General features: G+C 61.5%; 14 protein-coding genes and 1 other annotated feature (1 of these 15 cut by a window edge). Of the genes, 7 read left to right on the top strand and 7 right to left on the bottom strand.

All coding sequences use genetic code 11. The features are described 5' to 3' along the window. Positions 1–124, bottom strand: a sequence feature (Thr leader region) (it extends 9 nt beyond the left edge of the window). Positions 125–196: 72 nt separating this feature from the next. Beyond that, positions 197–904 carry a tRNA/rRNA methyltransferase gene (locus ACB035_RS10930; RefSeq protein WP_021231205.1) on the bottom strand — a complete coding sequence of 236 codons (708 nt, stop codon included), beginning with the start codon at positions 902–904 and terminating at the stop codon, positions 197–199. A gap of 206 nt (positions 905–1,110) precedes the next feature. Between ACB035_RS10930 and aceK the strand changes: the two genes are divergently transcribed. After that, on the top strand, positions 1,111–2,838 hold the full coding sequence (gene aceK / locus ACB035_RS10925; protein WP_371167274.1) for a bifunctional isocitrate dehydrogenase kinase/phosphatase: 1,728 nt from the start codon (positions 1,111–1,113) through the stop codon (positions 2,836–2,838). A gap of 78 nt (positions 2,839–2,916) precedes the next feature. Here the strand turns inward: aceK and tesB are convergent, their stop codons facing one another. The 6 genes from tesB to ACB035_RS10895 all read right to left on the bottom strand — a co-directional run bounded on the left by tesB (position 2,917) and on the right by ACB035_RS10895 (position 8,100). Next, on the bottom strand, positions 2,917–3,783 hold the full coding sequence (gene tesB, locus ACB035_RS10920; protein ID WP_005338122.1) for an acyl-CoA thioesterase II: 867 nt from the start codon (positions 3,781–3,783) through the stop codon (positions 2,917–2,919). A 232-nt stretch (positions 3,784–4,015) separates the two neighbouring features. Continuing rightward, complete coding sequence (rluB, locus tag ACB035_RS10915; RefSeq protein ID WP_005338124.1) at positions 4,016–4,939, bottom strand: 23S rRNA pseudouridine(2605) synthase RluB; 924 nt, start codon at positions 4,937–4,939, stop codon at positions 4,016–4,018. 134 nt (positions 4,940–5,073) lie between these two features. Then, complete coding sequence (gene scpB / locus ACB035_RS10910; protein ID WP_371167273.1) at positions 5,074–5,646, bottom strand: SMC-Scp complex subunit ScpB; 573 nt, start codon at positions 5,644–5,646, stop codon at positions 5,074–5,076. Further along, entirely contained in the window at positions 5,630–6,499 is an 870-nt protein-coding gene (locus tag ACB035_RS10905) for a ScpA family protein (protein ID WP_180349349.1), read from the bottom strand. The genes scpB and ACB035_RS10905 overlap by 17 nt, the downstream gene beginning before the upstream one ends. After that, entirely contained in the window at positions 6,492–7,112 is a 621-nt protein-coding gene (locus tag ACB035_RS10900; RefSeq protein WP_005338129.1) for an L-threonylcarbamoyladenylate synthase, read from the bottom strand. Before ACB035_RS10900 ends, ACB035_RS10905 begins: the two co-directional genes overlap by 8 nt. A gap of 106 nt (positions 7,113–7,218) precedes the next feature. Further along, positions 7,219–8,100 carry a PHP domain-containing protein gene (locus ACB035_RS10895; RefSeq protein ID WP_371167272.1) on the bottom strand — a complete coding sequence of 294 codons (882 nt, stop codon included), beginning with the start codon at positions 8,098–8,100 and terminating at the stop codon, positions 7,219–7,221. A 436-nt stretch (positions 8,101–8,536) separates the two neighbouring features. Here ACB035_RS10895 and ACB035_RS10890 point away from each other — a divergent pair, with 436 nt between their 5' ends. The 6 genes from ACB035_RS10890 to trpA are packed head-to-tail and all read left to right on the top strand — an operon-like array spanning position 8,537 to position 15,339. Then, complete coding sequence (locus ACB035_RS10890; RefSeq protein ID WP_371167271.1) at positions 8,537–10,171, top strand: anthranilate synthase component 1; 1,635 nt, start codon at positions 8,537–8,539, stop codon at positions 10,169–10,171. Then, positions 10,164–10,763, top strand: a complete 600-nt coding sequence (locus ACB035_RS10885) for an aminodeoxychorismate/anthranilate synthase component II (RefSeq protein WP_182970681.1) — start codon at positions 10,164–10,166, stop codon at positions 10,761–10,763. The genes ACB035_RS10890 and ACB035_RS10885 overlap by 8 nt, the downstream gene beginning before the upstream one ends. A 10-nt stretch (positions 10,764–10,773) precedes the next feature. Further along, a complete protein-coding gene (gene trpD, locus ACB035_RS10880; protein ID WP_371167270.1) occupies positions 10,774–11,787 on the top strand; it encodes an anthranilate phosphoribosyltransferase in 1,014 nt (337 codons plus the stop codon). Then, a complete protein-coding gene (gene trpCF / locus ACB035_RS10875) occupies positions 11,787–13,295 on the top strand; it encodes a bifunctional indole-3-glycerol-phosphate synthase TrpC/phosphoribosylanthranilate isomerase TrpF (RefSeq protein WP_371167289.1) in 1,509 nt (502 codons plus the stop codon). The genes trpD and trpCF overlap by 1 nt, the downstream gene beginning before the upstream one ends. A gap of 47 nt (positions 13,296–13,342) precedes the next feature. Beyond that, positions 13,343–14,536, top strand: coding sequence for a tryptophan synthase subunit beta (gene trpB, locus ACB035_RS10870; protein WP_005338139.1), 1,194 nt, complete (start codon positions 13,343–13,345; stop codon positions 14,534–14,536). Beyond that, positions 14,533–15,339 carry a tryptophan synthase subunit alpha gene (gene trpA / locus ACB035_RS10865; RefSeq protein ID WP_024942557.1) on the top strand — a complete coding sequence of 269 codons (807 nt, stop codon included), beginning with the start codon at positions 14,533–14,535 and terminating at the stop codon, positions 15,337–15,339. Before trpB ends, trpA begins: the two co-directional genes overlap by 4 nt. Positions 15,340–15,448: the final 109 nt, after the last annotated feature.

Here is a 15,448-nt window from a genome sequence, read left to right as displayed (position 1 = left end):
GCCCGTACTGGGTGGGTACGGGCCTTTTTTGATTTCTGTGCTTGTTCGTCAGCGCATCAACCGGCCCCAGTGCCACCTGTGGTGGTACCGGTAATAATGGTGGTGGTGATGATGACGTTGGTGAATAACTGCATGACGAACACTCGTTGACGAAGCTGGCTTTTAGCAATACCGCGGCTGGCCTTGGGCTGTCAACTTAAACCTCTTTGCCAAGTTTGCGCGCAAGGTCTTTGCAGAGCAGGTGGAGCATGTTCAAATCCCGCTGCGGCAGCATGGGCACCCGGTCCATTACCCATTGATGCAGTTTTTCATCCTGCGAAACCCCGAGTTCACCCAGCAATTCCGCTGTTTTGCTTTTAAGCACCCGAACCTGCCCGGCGTTATCAAAATTTTCTGCTACCGCAGCGGCACCGTCGGCGTTCAGCTCATCCATCAGCTGACTCATCTCGTAGGCGTAGAGCATGATCGCCTGCCCCAGATTAAGGGAGGGGTAGCTCACCTTGAGCGGCAGATAACTGATGAGATCGACCTCGGCCAGCTGCTCGTTGGAGAGCCCCGACTCCTCGCAGCCAAAGACGATGGCTACCTTGTTGAGTGAAGGCTTGCTGCGGATCTGCTCGCGGATCTCCCCCGGCGTGAGGTAGTGCTGGTAGCGACCGCGCTCACGGGCGGTGGTGGCGATAACCAGATCCATGTCCGCCAGCGCCTCGGGCAGGGTATCGAACGCTTCGGCCTGAGTCAGGATCTCCTGGGCACCGTGAGCCACCCAGCTCGCCTCCTCCTCTTCGTGTACCCGGCTAGCCACCAGTCGCATGGCATCGAATCCCATGGTTTTCATGGCGCGGGCAGCCGCCCCCACGTTCGCAGGTCGGGCAGGTGCCACCAGGACAAAATAGAGCTTCATCGGGTTTCCTCACAGGCCGGACGGCCTCTCAAACAGACAGCAAACAGTCGCTAAACCATCACCAAAACAGGGGCGCAATCTACCGTTTATCCCCGAAAATTGCCACTTGAACAGACGTTTGAATGTTGCGATAGTGGCCAGACGTGTGAACAAATTACACCCAATCCTTCGCGCTATCGGCCCGACAGATCACAAGGAAGAGAGAGATGCAGCAGCCATTGGAACAGGCCGTCGCCGAGACTATCTTGCAACGCTTCGAGTCGTTTTACAGCCGGTTTCTCGAGATAACCCAGGGCAGCAAGAGCCGCTTCGAGAACAGTGACTGGCTGGGGGTGCAGCTCGCCGGGCGCGAGCGTATTCGCCTCTATGACCACCATGTGGGGGCCACCGCCAGCTCCATTCGCCAGATGATGGGGGAGCACCACGCCACCCAGGAGCTGCTCAAGCGGGTCAAAAGTGCCTTCAGCGATCTGCTGCCCCGTTGTGACAACTTCGAGGTGGCGGAGTCCTTCTTCAACTCCGTCTATCGGCGGATCTTTCGCCATCGCAATATCCGCGACGAGAACCTCTATATCCACCCCTTTGTCAGCCGTGGCGAAAAACCGGACCTGAGCGCCCTGCTGCGGATCTATCGCACCGATCTCGCCCATCTGCCGCAGACCTTGAGCCAGCTTTTGGGGGATTACAGCTTCACCCTCCCCTACGAGGACAAGCAGCGAGATATTGTCGACATCCACCGCCATCTTGCGGAGAACGGCCCGCAAATTATCCATGACGAGCCGTTTGCCATCGAGCTATTGAAAGAGGTGTTCTACCGCAACAAGGGGGCCTATCTGGTGGGACTGATCCGGGCCCGGGATCAGGTGTTCCCCTTTATCCTGCCCCTGCTCAGCACCGGCCACAGCATCTATGTGGATACCGTCATCTTCGAGCCGGATCTCGCCTCCATCGTGTTTGGCTTCGCCCGCGCCTATTTCATGGTTTATGCCCGCGAACCAGCACTGTTTGTCGCCTTCCTGCGCCAGATCATGCCCCACAAGCCCGATTACGAGATCTACAACGCCATCGGCTGCCAGAAGCATGGCAAGACCGAGCTCTATCGCCACTACCGCCACCATCTGGCCCAGAGTCGGGATCAGTTCATCATCGCGCCGGGCATCAAGGGGATGGTGATGAGCGTGTTCACCCTCCCTTCCTACGATGTGGTGTTCAAGGTGATAAAAGACGAGTTCACCCCGCCCAAGGATGTGAGCCACGAGCAGGTGAAGGCAAAATACCGACTGGTTAAACAGCACGACCGGGTTGGCCGGATGGCCGATACCCAGGAGTTCACCAACTTCGAGTTTCCCCTCGATCGCCTCTCGCCCGAGCTCCTTGCCGAGCTCAAGACGGTGGCGCCGTCGGCGCTCACCATCAGCGACGACAAGCTGGTGATCAAGCACCTCTATACCGAGCGCAAGATGATCCCCCTCAACCTCTATCTGGACAAGGCGGACGAGCAGCAGACCCGCCTCGCGCTGGAGGAGTACGGCAACGCCATCAAGCAGCTGGCGGCGGCCAACATCTTCCCGGGGGACATGCTGTTCAAGAATTTTGGCGTCACCCGTCACGGCCGGGTGGTCTTCTACGACTACGACGAGATCTGCTACATGACGGAGTGCAACTTCCGCCAGATCCCGCCGCCCCGCTACCCCGAGGATGAGTGGAGCGCCGAGCCCTGGTACTCGGTGGCCCCCAACGACATCTTCCCGGAAGAGTTCGCCACCTTCCTGCTGCAAAAGCCACAGGTGCGGGAGATCATGTTGCAACTGCACAAGGAGATGTTCGACGCCAACTACTGGAAGATGCTGCAGAGCAACATCAAGGTGGGGGTGTTCGAGGATGTCTACCCCTACCGGCGCAAGAAGCGATTCAAATACCAGCGCGGCGGCTGATCCCGCAGCGCCCGCGCACATCGCTGCAACGAAAACGGGGTGGCCAAAGCCACCCCGTTTTGCCATCCGCTTTGCGCCTTAACTGCCGCGACGGCGGATCACCCCCTCCTGCATGGTGCTCGCCACCAGCACACCATCGCGGGTAAAGAACTGGCCGCGCACCAGACCACGACCGCTGCTGGCACTCGGGCTGTCTACCACGTAGAGCAACCAGTCGTCGAAGCGGAAATCCCGGTGGAACCACATGGAGTGATCGATGGTGGCCACCTGCATATCCGGCTCCCAGTACGACACCCCGTGGGGCTGCAGCGAGGTGAGCAGGAAGTTGAAGTCGGAGGCGTAGGCCAGCAGGTATTTGTGCACCCGCAGATCGTCCGGCATCTGGCCATTGGCCTTGAACCAGACGTGGCGCACCGGATCCTGCACCGTCGGCCGAATAGGGTCGACCAAGGTCACCGGACGCATCTCGATGGGCTGCTCGCAGAGGATCTTGTCCCGCAGGGAGGCCGGGATCAGGTTCTCGTAGGGGCGCACCAGCTCCAGCTCGCTCTTGAGCTCCTCCGGCGGGGTGATGCCGGTGGGCATCTGTGCCTGATGCTCGAAGCCGTCGGCCGGTACCTGAAACGAGGCGTTGAGATAGAAGATGGGCTTGCCGCCCTGAATCGCCTTGACCCGACGGGTGGAGACAGTCTGGCCATCGCGGATATTCTCCACGTCATAGACGATGGGACGGGTCACATCCCCCGGACGCAGGAAGTAGGAGTGAAAACTGTGAACCTGACGGCCGGTCTCGACCGTCTGCTTGGCGGCTGACAAGGCCTGCCCCATTACCTGTCCGCCAAACACGGCCCGCAGACCGAGATCCTGGCTCTGGCCCCGAAACAGGCCTTCCTCGATTTTTTCCAGCGCCAGCAACGCCAGCAGCTCATCAAGTACCTTGCTCATCGTTCACTCCTCTATCAGAGCCGCACAGGCTAACAAGCTCACCGGAGCAGAGCAACCGCAGCGGCGAGTCTACGGGCAAGCAGACGACAGAAATGCCCCTCAATTTCTCACCAACCCCCCTTTTACCAGCCAGGGGGGTTGATACAAAAAGGCCCGCACCAGTTGGTGCGGGCCTTTGCTTGGCCGACTGCGCGCTCTTTGACGAGCACGCAGTTCGCAACGGGTTGTCGGCTTACTTGCTGCCGGTACCGGAATTGCGGGTAGAGGCTTGCGGCTTGCGACGGGCGGTGGTGGCGCGAGCGCGGGGCTCTTTGCCCTGCATCTCTTTGTGACGCTGCACGGCGCGACGGATCTGGGCGGCCTGCTTGTGACGGCTGGTTTTGCCATCCTGCTGCAGATCGACTTTGGATTCGGTCTCCGGCGGCAGGTTGACCAGACCGCGCAGGTAGTTCACTTCCGGCAGTTTCAGCTCTTGCCAGCCGCCGCGCGGGATGCCGCGGTCCAGCTTGACGTCGCCGTAGCGGATACGCATCAGGCGGCTCACCTGCACTTCCTGAGATTCCCACAGGCGGCGCACTTCACGGTTGCGACCTTCGGTCAGGGTGACGTTGAACCACTGGTTCAGACCCTCACCGCCAGCCGGTTTGATCTTGTTGAACTTGGCCATGCCATCTTCCAGCTGCACGCCCTTGCGCAGACGCTGCAACATGGCTTCGGTGATTTCGCCAAAGACACGTACCGCGTATTCCCGCTCCACTTCGTGGCTCGGGTGCATCAGGCGGTTGGCCAGCTCACCGTCGGTGGTGAACAGCAGCAGACCGGAGGTGTTGACGTCAAGGCGGCCGACCGCGATCCAGCGGGCACCTTCCATCTTGGGCAGACGATCAAACACGGTGGGACGACCTTCCGGATCGTGACGGGTACACATCTCCCCTTCCGGCTTGTGGTAAGCCAGTACGCGGCAGATCACTTCCTCTGCGGCACGGGTCTTGACCTGGTGACCATCCACCCGGATCACGGCGTTCACTTCGACGCGATCCCCCAGTGTGGCGACCTTGCCATCCACACTGACCCGACCTGCGGTGATCAGGGCCTCCATCTCACGACGGGAGCCGTGACCCGCGCGGGCCAACACTTTTTGCAGTTTTTCACTCATCGGGGTTACCTGATTGTTGATCGCTGCCCACTGGTAAAAGGGGCAACGGGGTTAACTGTAACAAACGCCGGTTGGAGCACTCGCCACAGTTGAAAAATGTATATCTCGGTGACATTGGCACACTTGGGCGCCATTCACCGGGCATCGCTCTCCCCGTCCACCGCAGAGGGCAACAGGGGTTGCAGCTCCGGATCCAGCTCGGGGAGCTGCTCCAGACTCTGCAGATTAAAGTAATCCAGAAACTCTCTGGTGGTGGCGAGCAGTTCGGGGCGACCGGCCACCTCTTTGTGGCCAATGCTGCGCACCCAGCCACGCTCTTTCAGGGTATTCACTATCTGGCTCGACACCGCCACCCCGCGGATCGCTTCGATCTCGGCCCGGGTGATGGGTTGGCGATAGGCGATCAGGGTCAGTGTCTCCATTACAGCGCGCGAATAACGCGGCGCCCGCTCGCTCCAGAGCCGCGAGAGCTCTTCGGCATACTCCTGACTCGCCTGAAAGCGCCAGCCGGAGGCGACCTCTTTGAGCTCGACGCCTCGCGAGCTGTAATCTTGCCTGATCTCGGCCAACAGCAGCTGAACATAGCGACTGGTCACCGGATAATCGGCCAGCACGCTGCTTTTCAGCTCGCTGACATTGAGCGGACGACCGGCCACAAACAGCGCCGCTTCGATCAGGGTCTTGAGTCGTTCAGTGGGCAGTGCCACGGTTGCCCTCCTCGCTCTGCTCGGCCAATGCAAAATGGATTGGGCCAAGGGGTTCTGCCTGCAGGATCCAGATCAGTTGCTCCTTGCACAGCTCCAGCAGGGCCAGAAACGTCACCAGCACCCCCATGCGCCCCTCTTCGGCGCGCAGCACCTGCTCAAGGCGCAGGGTCTGCCCCAGGGTGAGCATGGCGAGGATCTCCGCCATGCGCACCCGGGTCGGGATCTGTTCGCGGCGGATCTGGTGATGTTCAAAATGAGTCGCGCGTTTTACCACACTTTGCATGTAAAGGGCGAGCTCAACCAGCGAAACATCGGGTGCCAGTGGCTTGAGGGCGCCAAAATCGGGGGGCAAGGCCGCGGCGATATAAATCTCCCGCTCCACCCGTGGCAGCTCATTGACCCGCTCCGCCCCTACCTTATAGCGCTCGTACTCCTGCAGGCGGCGAATAAGAGTAACACGGGGATCTTCCCCCTCCTCTTCGTCCTCCAGCTCCGGCGCCTTGGGCAGCAGCAGGCGGGATTTGATCTCCGCGAGCCAGGCCGCCATCAGCAGGTATTCGGCCGCCAGCTCAAGGTTGAGCCCCTGCATCAGCTCCACGTACTCCATGTACTGGGCGGTGATCTGCAGGATCGGCAGGTTGAGGATATCGAGCTGCTGGCGCCGGATAAGGTAGAGCAGCAGATCGAGCGGCCCCTCGAAGGTATCGAGGAACACCTCCAGCGCATCGGGTGGGATGAACAGGTCCTGAGGCAGCTCGTGATAGGGCTGCCCCAGGACTTTCGCGATGGGTAGCGCGGCGCCAGTCCCCGTCTCGGCGGAAGGAACTGTCACCGGTTCAGCGACATCACTCAAACGGAGTCGGGTCTCCGGCGCCGCGACGACGCAATACCGGCTCGTCGTCAGAGAAATCGACCACAGTGGTGGGCTGCTCACCCAGATAACCGCCGTTGACCACCAGATCGATCTGCTTGCCCAGCTTGTCGAAGATCTCTTCCGGATCGAACTCAGCCATTTCAGAGTCCGGGAGGATCAGTGTGGTGGAGAGCAGCGGCTCTCCGAGTGCTTCCAACAGCGCCTGGGCAATCTTGTTGTCCGGCACCCGGATGCCGATGCTCTTCTTCTTCTCGTTCATCAGGCGGCGCGGCACTTCCTTGGTCGCCTTGAAGATGAAGGTGTAGGCGCCCGGGGTGTTGTTCTTGATCAGGCGAAACGCGCTGTTGTCGACCTTGGCGTAGGTGGAGATCTCGGAGAGATCGCGGCACACCAGGGTGAAGTCGTGGTTGGCGTCGAGGCGACGGATGCGGCAGATGCGCTCCAGCGCGCCCTTGTCACCCATCTGGCAACCCAGCGCATAACCGGAGTCGGTCGGATAGACGATAACGCCGCCGTTCTGGATGATCTGTACCGCCTGACCGATCAGACGGGCCTGGGGGTTTTCCGGATGTACGTAAAAATGCTGACTCATAGCTTGTTCTCGCAATGGGGGCAGCAATACCTGCCCGCTCGTATGGTCACGGGTCAAAGACCCATGACACTACCTTAACCTGTTTGTGGCTGCTTCGCTGGCGCCGTTACCGGCTCGCCAGCAGCTCGGCATGTTGCTCGGTGGTGAGCCCGAAGTGACCGGGATAGGCCAACCAGACGGGCATCCCCTCTTTGGGCAGCCAGAGGTGGCGGCCCAGCTCGGTCCAGTTGGAGGGGAAGTGAAAATCCGATCCCACCGAGATATAGAGGTCGTGCTCCTTGGCCCATTGGCCCAGATTGGCCCGCTCCTGCGGGCTCTGTTGGGGCAGCGACACCTCCATGGCATCGCCACCGGCCGCCTTGAAGGCCACCAGCAGCCGCTTGATCCACTTGGCGGTGAGATCGTAACGGCTGGGGTGGGCCAGCACCGCCAGCCCACCGGCGGCGTGAATGGCAGCGATGGCTTCGCTCATCTCGGGCCACTCGGCCGGGGCATACCCTTTATTGCCACGGCTCAGGTACTTTTTGAATACCTTCTGCATGTTGTCGGCTACCCCGCGTGCCACCAGCACCCGGGCAAAGTGGGCACGGGTCACGGCGGCGTCACCGGCGAGCGCCTTGGCCTCTTCATAGGTGCCGGGAATGAGGCACTTCTCCAGACGACGCCCGATTTCCAGCGCGCGCGCCTCGCGACGGGCCAACTGACCGGCCAGAAAGTCGGTCAGCTGCGGATTTTTTTCATCCATCCCCAGCGCCACGATATGAATTTCGTGATGCTCCCAGCCGGTGGAGATCTCGACCCCGCTCACCAGTCGCAGCGGCAGTTGCTCGGCTTCGATGGTGCGGCGCACCTCATCAAGCCCGGCGAGGGTGTCGTGGTCAGTAACTGCTAACACCTCGACCTGTTTTTCGGCAGCGCGGCGCACCAGTTCGGCTGGGCTCAGCACCCCGTCGGAGGCAGTGGTATGGCAGTGAAGATCGAATCTCATCAGGTTATTCCGCTCTCGTGGTCAGGTCACCATTCATGGCAAATCGGTGAAAGAAGGCTAAAAAGCGACTTGACTTGGCCGCGGCTTTATCGTTTTCTGTAGGCACTTCATTGCAAACATCTTTTTACAGGACTTTATCATGCAAACGACTTCCATCCTGACCATCTGGTGGTGGCACACTCCCTGACATGCGGGCGTGTGGTCGTTGCTGTACCTGTAATCTGACAGCAAATTAAGAACCCAAAGAAAAAGCCCGCTGACCCCAGCGGGCTTTTTTATTATCCGGCAAATGGACCTGTGATGAAACCGAGAATTCAGACAAGCAAGCTGACCTGGCGATGGCGCCCCTGAACCAGCCACCCCGGACCAATTAAATTTTCAAGGAATTCAACGTCATGAACATCGGTAAAACGCATCACACGCAAGGGAACGCACTATGACAGCCACACATCGCCTTCCTCTGGGTGAATTCGATACCCTCAAGCTCAACGCCCCCTATGTGGCCGATCCGCTGGCGCTCTATACCCGCCTCTGTCAGGGCCGCCCCAACAACCTGCTGCTGGAATCGGTGGAGATCGACTCCAAGGCGGGTAAACAGAGCCTGTTGCTGGTGGATGCCTGCCTGCGCATCGAGTGCCGTGGTCGCACCGTGCGGGTGCGCAGCCTGAACGACAACGGCGCCCAGTTGCAAAGCCTGCTGGCCGAGCGGCTGCCTGCGGTGGTTGCCCGCTCGCTGGTCGATGGCGAGCTGCAACTCGACTTCCCGGCCTCCGATCGGGAGCTGGACGAAGATTCCCGCCTCAAGGGGAGCAGCGTGCTGGACGTGCTGCGCACCCTGCAGCGGGAGCTCGATTGCCAGTTGGGTAAAGAGGCGCTTTTTATGGCGGGCAGCTTTGCCTACGACCTGATCGCCTCATTTGAAGATCTGCCTGAAGTGCCGGAGGGGAGCAACAGCTGCCCCGACTACTGCTTCTATGTGGCCGAAACCCTGATCACCATCGACCATATCGAACGCACCACTCAACTGCTCGCCTGCATCTTTGGCGGCGACAGCGACGAGAGCCAGGTGGAAGACAGATACACCCGCCTGACCGAACGGCTCACCGACTTCAAACAGATTTGCCAGCAACCCCTCTGCGCCGAGCTGACCACCCAGCCCCTGACCGGTGGCATGAGCGTGGACAAGAGCGACAAGCAGTTCTGCGCCGAGGTGGAGAAGCTCAAGGGCTTTATCCGCCGTGGCGACATCTTCCAGGTGGTGCCGTCCCGCTGCTTCTCCCTGCCCTGCCCGAGCCCCCTGGCCGCCTATCGCCGCCTCAAGCAGACCAATCCCAGCCCCTACATGTTCTACGTGCAGGATGAGGGCTTCACCCTGTTTGGCGCCTCGCCGGAGAGCGCGGTGAAATTCTGCGCCGCCAGCCGCGATGTGGAGATGTACCCCATCGCCGGTACCCGCCGCCGCGGTTTCAACCCCGATGGCAGCATCAACCGGGATCTCGATGGCCGCATCGAGCTGGAGCTGCGTCAGGACGAGAAAGAGGTGGCCGAACACCTGATGCTGGTAGATCTGGGCCGCAACGACATCGCCCGCATCTCGGAGCCTGGCACCCGCTACGTCAAGGAGTTGCTGAAAGTGGATCGCTACAGCCACGTGATGCATCTGGTCTCCAAGGTGGTCGGCACCCTGCGCTCCGACCTTGACGCCCTGCACGCCTATCAGGCCTGCATGAACATGGGCACCCTCACAGGCGCACCGAAGATCCGCGCCAGCGAGCTCATTCGCATGGTGGAAGGCAAGCGCCGCGGCAGCTACGGCGGCGCGGTCGGCTACATCAACGGTGCCGGCGAGATGGATACCTGCATCGTTATCCGCTCGGCGTTTGTCAAAGATGGCGTGGCCCATGTGCAGGCCGGTGCCGGGGTGGTCTATGACTCCAAGCCGCAAGCCGAAGCGGATGAAACCCGCGCCAAGGCGGCCGCCGTGCTGGCCGCCATCGCCGCCAGCCATGGCACCTCCCTGCAAGCCCTGAGCGCCCAGCAGGAGCAACATAAGGACGTGAGCCATGACTAATATCTTTCTGCTCGACAACTTCGACTCCTTTACCTACAACCTCGTCGACCAGTTCCGCTCCCTCGGTTATCCGGTGCGGATCTACCGCAACAGCCTGCCGGCCAGCCGCATCATGAGCGAGATCGCCGCCTGCGAAGGGGACACCGTGCTGGTGCTCTCGCCGGGGCCGGGCGCCCCCCATGAGGCGGGTTGCCTGATTGATCTGATCAAACTGGCCCGTGGTCAGGTGCCCATCCTGGGCATCTGTCTCGGCCATCAGGCTCTGTGCGAAGCCTACGGCGGCACCGTCGGCGCGGCAGGCGAGATCGTCCACGGCAAGCGTTCGCTGATTGAGCACAATGGCCACGGCGCCTTCGCCGGTCTGCCAAGCCCGTTGCCGGTAGCCCGTTACCACTCGCTGGTCGCTACCTATGTACCGGAAGAGCTGACGGTGATTGCCCACTATCAGGGCATGCCCATGGCCATCGAGCAGCAGGATGAGCGGGTGCTGGGCTTCCAGTTCCATCCCGAATCCATCATGACATCGGAAGGGGCCCGTCTGCTGACTCAGGCGCTCGCCCATATCACCCGTCCAGAAAGCAGTGTGCGGTAAGGAGACCAACATGCATCATCATCTCAACACCCTCTATCAGGGTCAGTCTCTGAGCCGTGAAAGTACCCGCGACGCCTTCGGCCAGGTGGTACGTGGCGAAGTGGACCCCATAGTTCTCGCCAGTCTCCTGACCGCTCTCAAGATCAAGGGGGAGACCCCGGAGGAGATCGCCGGCGCCGCCGAGGCGCTGCTGGCCGAAGCGCGCGACTTCCCGCGTCCGGACTATGCCTTCTGCGATATCGTCGGCACCGGTGGCGATGGCCTCAACACCATCAACGTCTCCACCACCTCGGCGCTGGTCGCCGCCGCCTGCGGCCTGAAAGTGGCCAAGCACGGCAACCGCTCGGTATCGAGCAAGTCGGGTTCGAGCGATCTGCTCGACAAGATGGGCATCAAGCTAGACATGAGCCCGGCGCAGGCGCGTCGCTGTCTGGATGAACTCGGCATCTGCTTCCTGTTCGCCCCCCAGTACCACGCCGGGGTACGCCACGCCATGCCGGTGCGTCAGGCTCTCAAGACCCGCACCCTGTTCAATGTGCTGGGGCCGCTCATCAACCCCGCTCGTCCCACCTATCAGCTGATGGGGGTCTATGCCCCCGAGCTGGTGCGCCCCATCGCAGAAACCCTGCTGGCACTGGGGCTGAAAACCGGTATGGTGGTGCACGGCGCCGGGCTGGATGAAATTGCCATCCACGGCCCGACCCAGGTGGCCCAGATCCGTGACGGCGAGATCCGCGAGTTTCTTCTCACCCCGGCTGATTTTGGCCTCGAGACCTATCCGGTCAGCGCCATTCAGGGTGGTGAGCCTGAAGAGAACCGCGCCATCACCGCCGCCATTCTGGAAGGGCGTGGCACCCCGGCCCACAACGCCGCCATTGCCGCCAACGTGGCGCCGCTGCTGCTGATGGCGGGCAAGGCGAAAGATCTCAAGAGCGCGGCGGCCGAGGTGCTGGCGGTGCTGGCGAGCGGCAAGGCAGCGGATCTGGCTGCTCGGCTGGCTACTCTGAGCCATCAGGAGGCATGATGTCAGCCACCACGTTGCACAACAGTCATTCAGAACGCCCGCAGGGCAAGAGCCAGCTTCGCAAGGATAACGAGATGTCAGACCTTATTGCCCCCCATGCTTTTCTGAACATGGCCTCCATCAGCCAGACCATTCTCGGCAAGATCGTGGCGGCCAAGCAGGAGTGGGTCGCCGCCCGCAAGCAGGCCCAGCCGCTGGAGAGCTTCCAGAGCACGCTGACCCCCAGCGATCGGGATTTCGTCGGGGCGCTCAAGGCGGGCTCCACCCGCTTTATTCTGGAGTGCAAGAAGGCTTCCCCCTCCAAGGGCTTGATCCGCGACGATTTCAGCCCGGAGGACATCGCCGACATCTATGGCAAATACGCCACCGCCATCTCGGTACTGACCGACGAGAAGTTCTTTCAGGGGGATTTCGCCTTCCTGCCGCGGGTGCGCAGCCGCGTATCACAGCCGGTGCTCTGCAAGGATTTCATGATTGACCCCTATCAGGTCTATCTGGCCCGCCACTATCAGGCGGACGCCATCCTGCTGATGCTCTCGGTGCTAACCGACGAGGGCTATCGCGCCCTGTTCGCGGTGGCCAAGGAGCTGGGCCTGGGCGTGCTCACCGAGGTGAGCAACGAAGAGGAGCTAACCCGCGCCATCGCGTTGGGGGCGCCGGTGATTGGCATCAACAACCGGGATCTGCGGGATTTGAGCGTCGATCTGAACCGCACCAAACAGCTGGCTAAAGATATCCCGAGCGATCGGGTGGTGATCAGCGAGTCCGGCATCAATCACCGCGCTCAGGTGGCGGATCTGCGCCACCACGCCAAGGGCTTTCTGGTGGGCTCGTCATTGATGGCCGAGCCGGATTTGGAAGCCGCAGTGCGCAAGCTGATACTGGGCCAGAACAAGGTGTGCGGCCTCACCCGCGCCGAAGATGCCGCCGCCGCCCATCAGGCGGGCGCGGTGTTCGGCGGTCTTATCTTTGTGGCCAAAAGCCCGCGCTATGTGGACATCCCCGCCGCCCGCGCCGTGATGGCGGGCGCGCCGCTCGCCTATGTCGGGGTATTTCGCAACGCCCAGCCCGCCACCATCGCCAAGACAGTGGATGCGCTGGGGCTCGCCGCGGTGCAGCTGCACGGCGATGAGGATGCAGCCTATATCCATACCCTGCGGCCGCTGCTGCCCGCTGGCTGCCAGATCTGGAAGGCCGTAGGCGTCTCTCTCGGCAAAGAAAGCGGCGAACCGCTGCCCGCCCTCGACTACCCGGCGGATCGCCTGCTGCTGGATACAAAAGTCGGCAGCCAGAGCGGCGGCACCGGTCAGGCGTTCGACTGGGCCATGCTGGCCACGCTCGACAAGAGCAAGTTGATGCTGGCGGGGGGTCTTAATCCCGACAACGCCCTGCAGGCAGCGCAAGTGGGCTGCCTCGGCCTTGATTTCAACTCTGGGGTGGAGAGTGCCCCGGGCCAGAAGGATGCGCACAAGATTGCAGCCGCCTTCGGCGCACTGCGCAACCTGTAACGCAACCCTTTTTGATGTTTCGATTTAGCTAATACAAGGAAGAAGCCATGACCCTGCTCAACCCGTTTTTCGGTGAATTTGGCGGTATGTATGTACCCCAAATCCTTATCCCCGCCCTGCTCCAGCTGGAGAAAGCCTTCGTCGATGCCAAGGATGATCCCGCCTTTATCGCCGAGTTTCAGTCCCTGCTGACCGAGTATGCCGGTCGCCCGACCCCGCTCACCCTGACCCGCAATCTGACCAAGGGCACCAAGACCCGCCTCTATCTCAAGCGTGAAGACCTGCTGCACGGCGGTGCCCACAAGACCAACCAGGTGCTGGGTCAGGCGCTGCTCGCCAAGCGGATGGGCAAGAACGAGATCATCGCCGAGACCGGTGCCGGTCAGCATGGCGTGGCCACTGCACTGGCCTGCGCCCTGCTCGGCCTCAAGTGCCGGGTCTATATGGGTGCCAAGGATTGCGAGCGCCAGAAGCCCAACGTCTTTCGCATGAAGCTGATGGGCGCCACCGTTATTCCGGTGCACTCCGGCTCGTCCACCCTGAAAGATGCTTGCAACGAGGCGCTGCGTGACTGGGCTGCCAACTACGAATCGGCCCACTACCTGCTCGGTACCGCCGCCGGCCCGCACCCCTTCCCCACTATCGTGCGGGAGTTCCAGAAGATGATCGGCGAAGAGGCCAAAGCCCAGTGTTTCGAGAAGGAGGAGCGCTTGCCCGATGCTGTGATCGCCTGTGTCGGCGGCGGGTCGAACGCCATCGGCATGTTTGCCGACTTTATCGATGAGCCGTCGGTGCGCCTTATCGGCGTCGAGCCGGGCGGCCACGGCATCGAGAGCGGCGAGCACGGTGCGCCGCTCGGTCACGGCAGCAAGGGAGTCTTCTTTGGCATGCACTCCTACCTGATGCAGGACAATCAGGGCCAAATTCAGGAGTCCTACTCCGTCTCGGCGGGGCTCGACTTCCCCTCCGTCGGCCCGCAGCACGCCCATCTGGCCGCCATCGGCCGCGCCGAGTACCCCTCGGTGACCGACAAGGAGGCGCTGGACGCCTTCCAGGAGCTGGCCAAATCCGAAGGCATCATACCAGCGCTGGAGTCCTCCCACGCACTGGCCCACGCCCTCAAGATGGCTCGCAGTGAACCGGAAAAAGAGCAGGTGCTCATCGTCAACCTCTCCGGCCGTGGCGACAAAGATATCTTCACCGTCGCTGACATCTTTGAAAAAGAAGGAACCTTGTCATGAACCGTTACGCACAACTCTTCTCCCGTCTGGACGCGGCCAATCAGGGCGCCTTTGTGCCGTTCGTGATGCTGGGTGACCCCACCCCCGAATTGTCGCTGGCCATCGTCGATGCGCTGGTCGCAGGGGGCGCCGATGCCCTCGAACTCGGCATTCCCTTCTCCGATCCGGTAGCAGACGGCCCAACCATTCAGGGCGCCGCTCTGCGCGCCTTTGCCAGCCACACCACCCCGGACGACTGCTTCGAGCTGCTTGGCCGCATCCGCGCCAAGTACCCGCAGCTGCCCATTGGCCTGCTGGTCTACGCCAATCTGGTCTATGTGCGCAAAATTGACGGCTTCTACGAGAAGTGCCAGCAGGCAGGCGTGGATTCGGTGCTGGTCGCCGACGTGCCGGTGCAGATGTGCGCCCCCTACAAGGCGGCCGCCGACAAGTTCGGCATCGACAGCATCTTTATCGCCCCGCCCAATGGCGACGCCGAGACCCTGAAACAGGTGGCGGAGCTCGGCAATGGTTACACCTATCTGGTGAGCCGCGCCGGCGTCACCGGTGCCGAGACCAAGGCTGGCATGCCGGTGGAAGGTCTCATCAATACCCTGCGCGAGTTCAAGGCGCCCCCCGCCCTGCTCGGCTTTGGCATCAGCGAACCGGCTCAGGTGCGTGAAGCGATTGCCGCTGGCGCCGCCGGTGCCATCTCCGGCTCCGCCGTGGTGAAGATCATCGAGACCCACCACCAGAACCCGGAGCATATGCTGACTCGTCTGAAGGAGTTTGTGGAAGGGATGAAGGCCGCGACCAATAGATAAGGTTGGATTTGGGGTCAGCTGGTTGTGACCCAGATCGGCCAGTTCGCATAACTACGCCATAACCATGAGAAAGGGAGCCTGACCGGCTCCCTTTCTTTTTGTCGCTTCT

It is taken from the genome of Aeromonas sp. S12(2024) (assembly GCF_041402305.1).
Lineage (GTDB): Bacteria > Pseudomonadota > Gammaproteobacteria > Enterobacterales > Aeromonadaceae > Aeromonas > Aeromonas veronii.
This window is presented reverse-complemented; position numbering and strand designations above follow the sequence as displayed.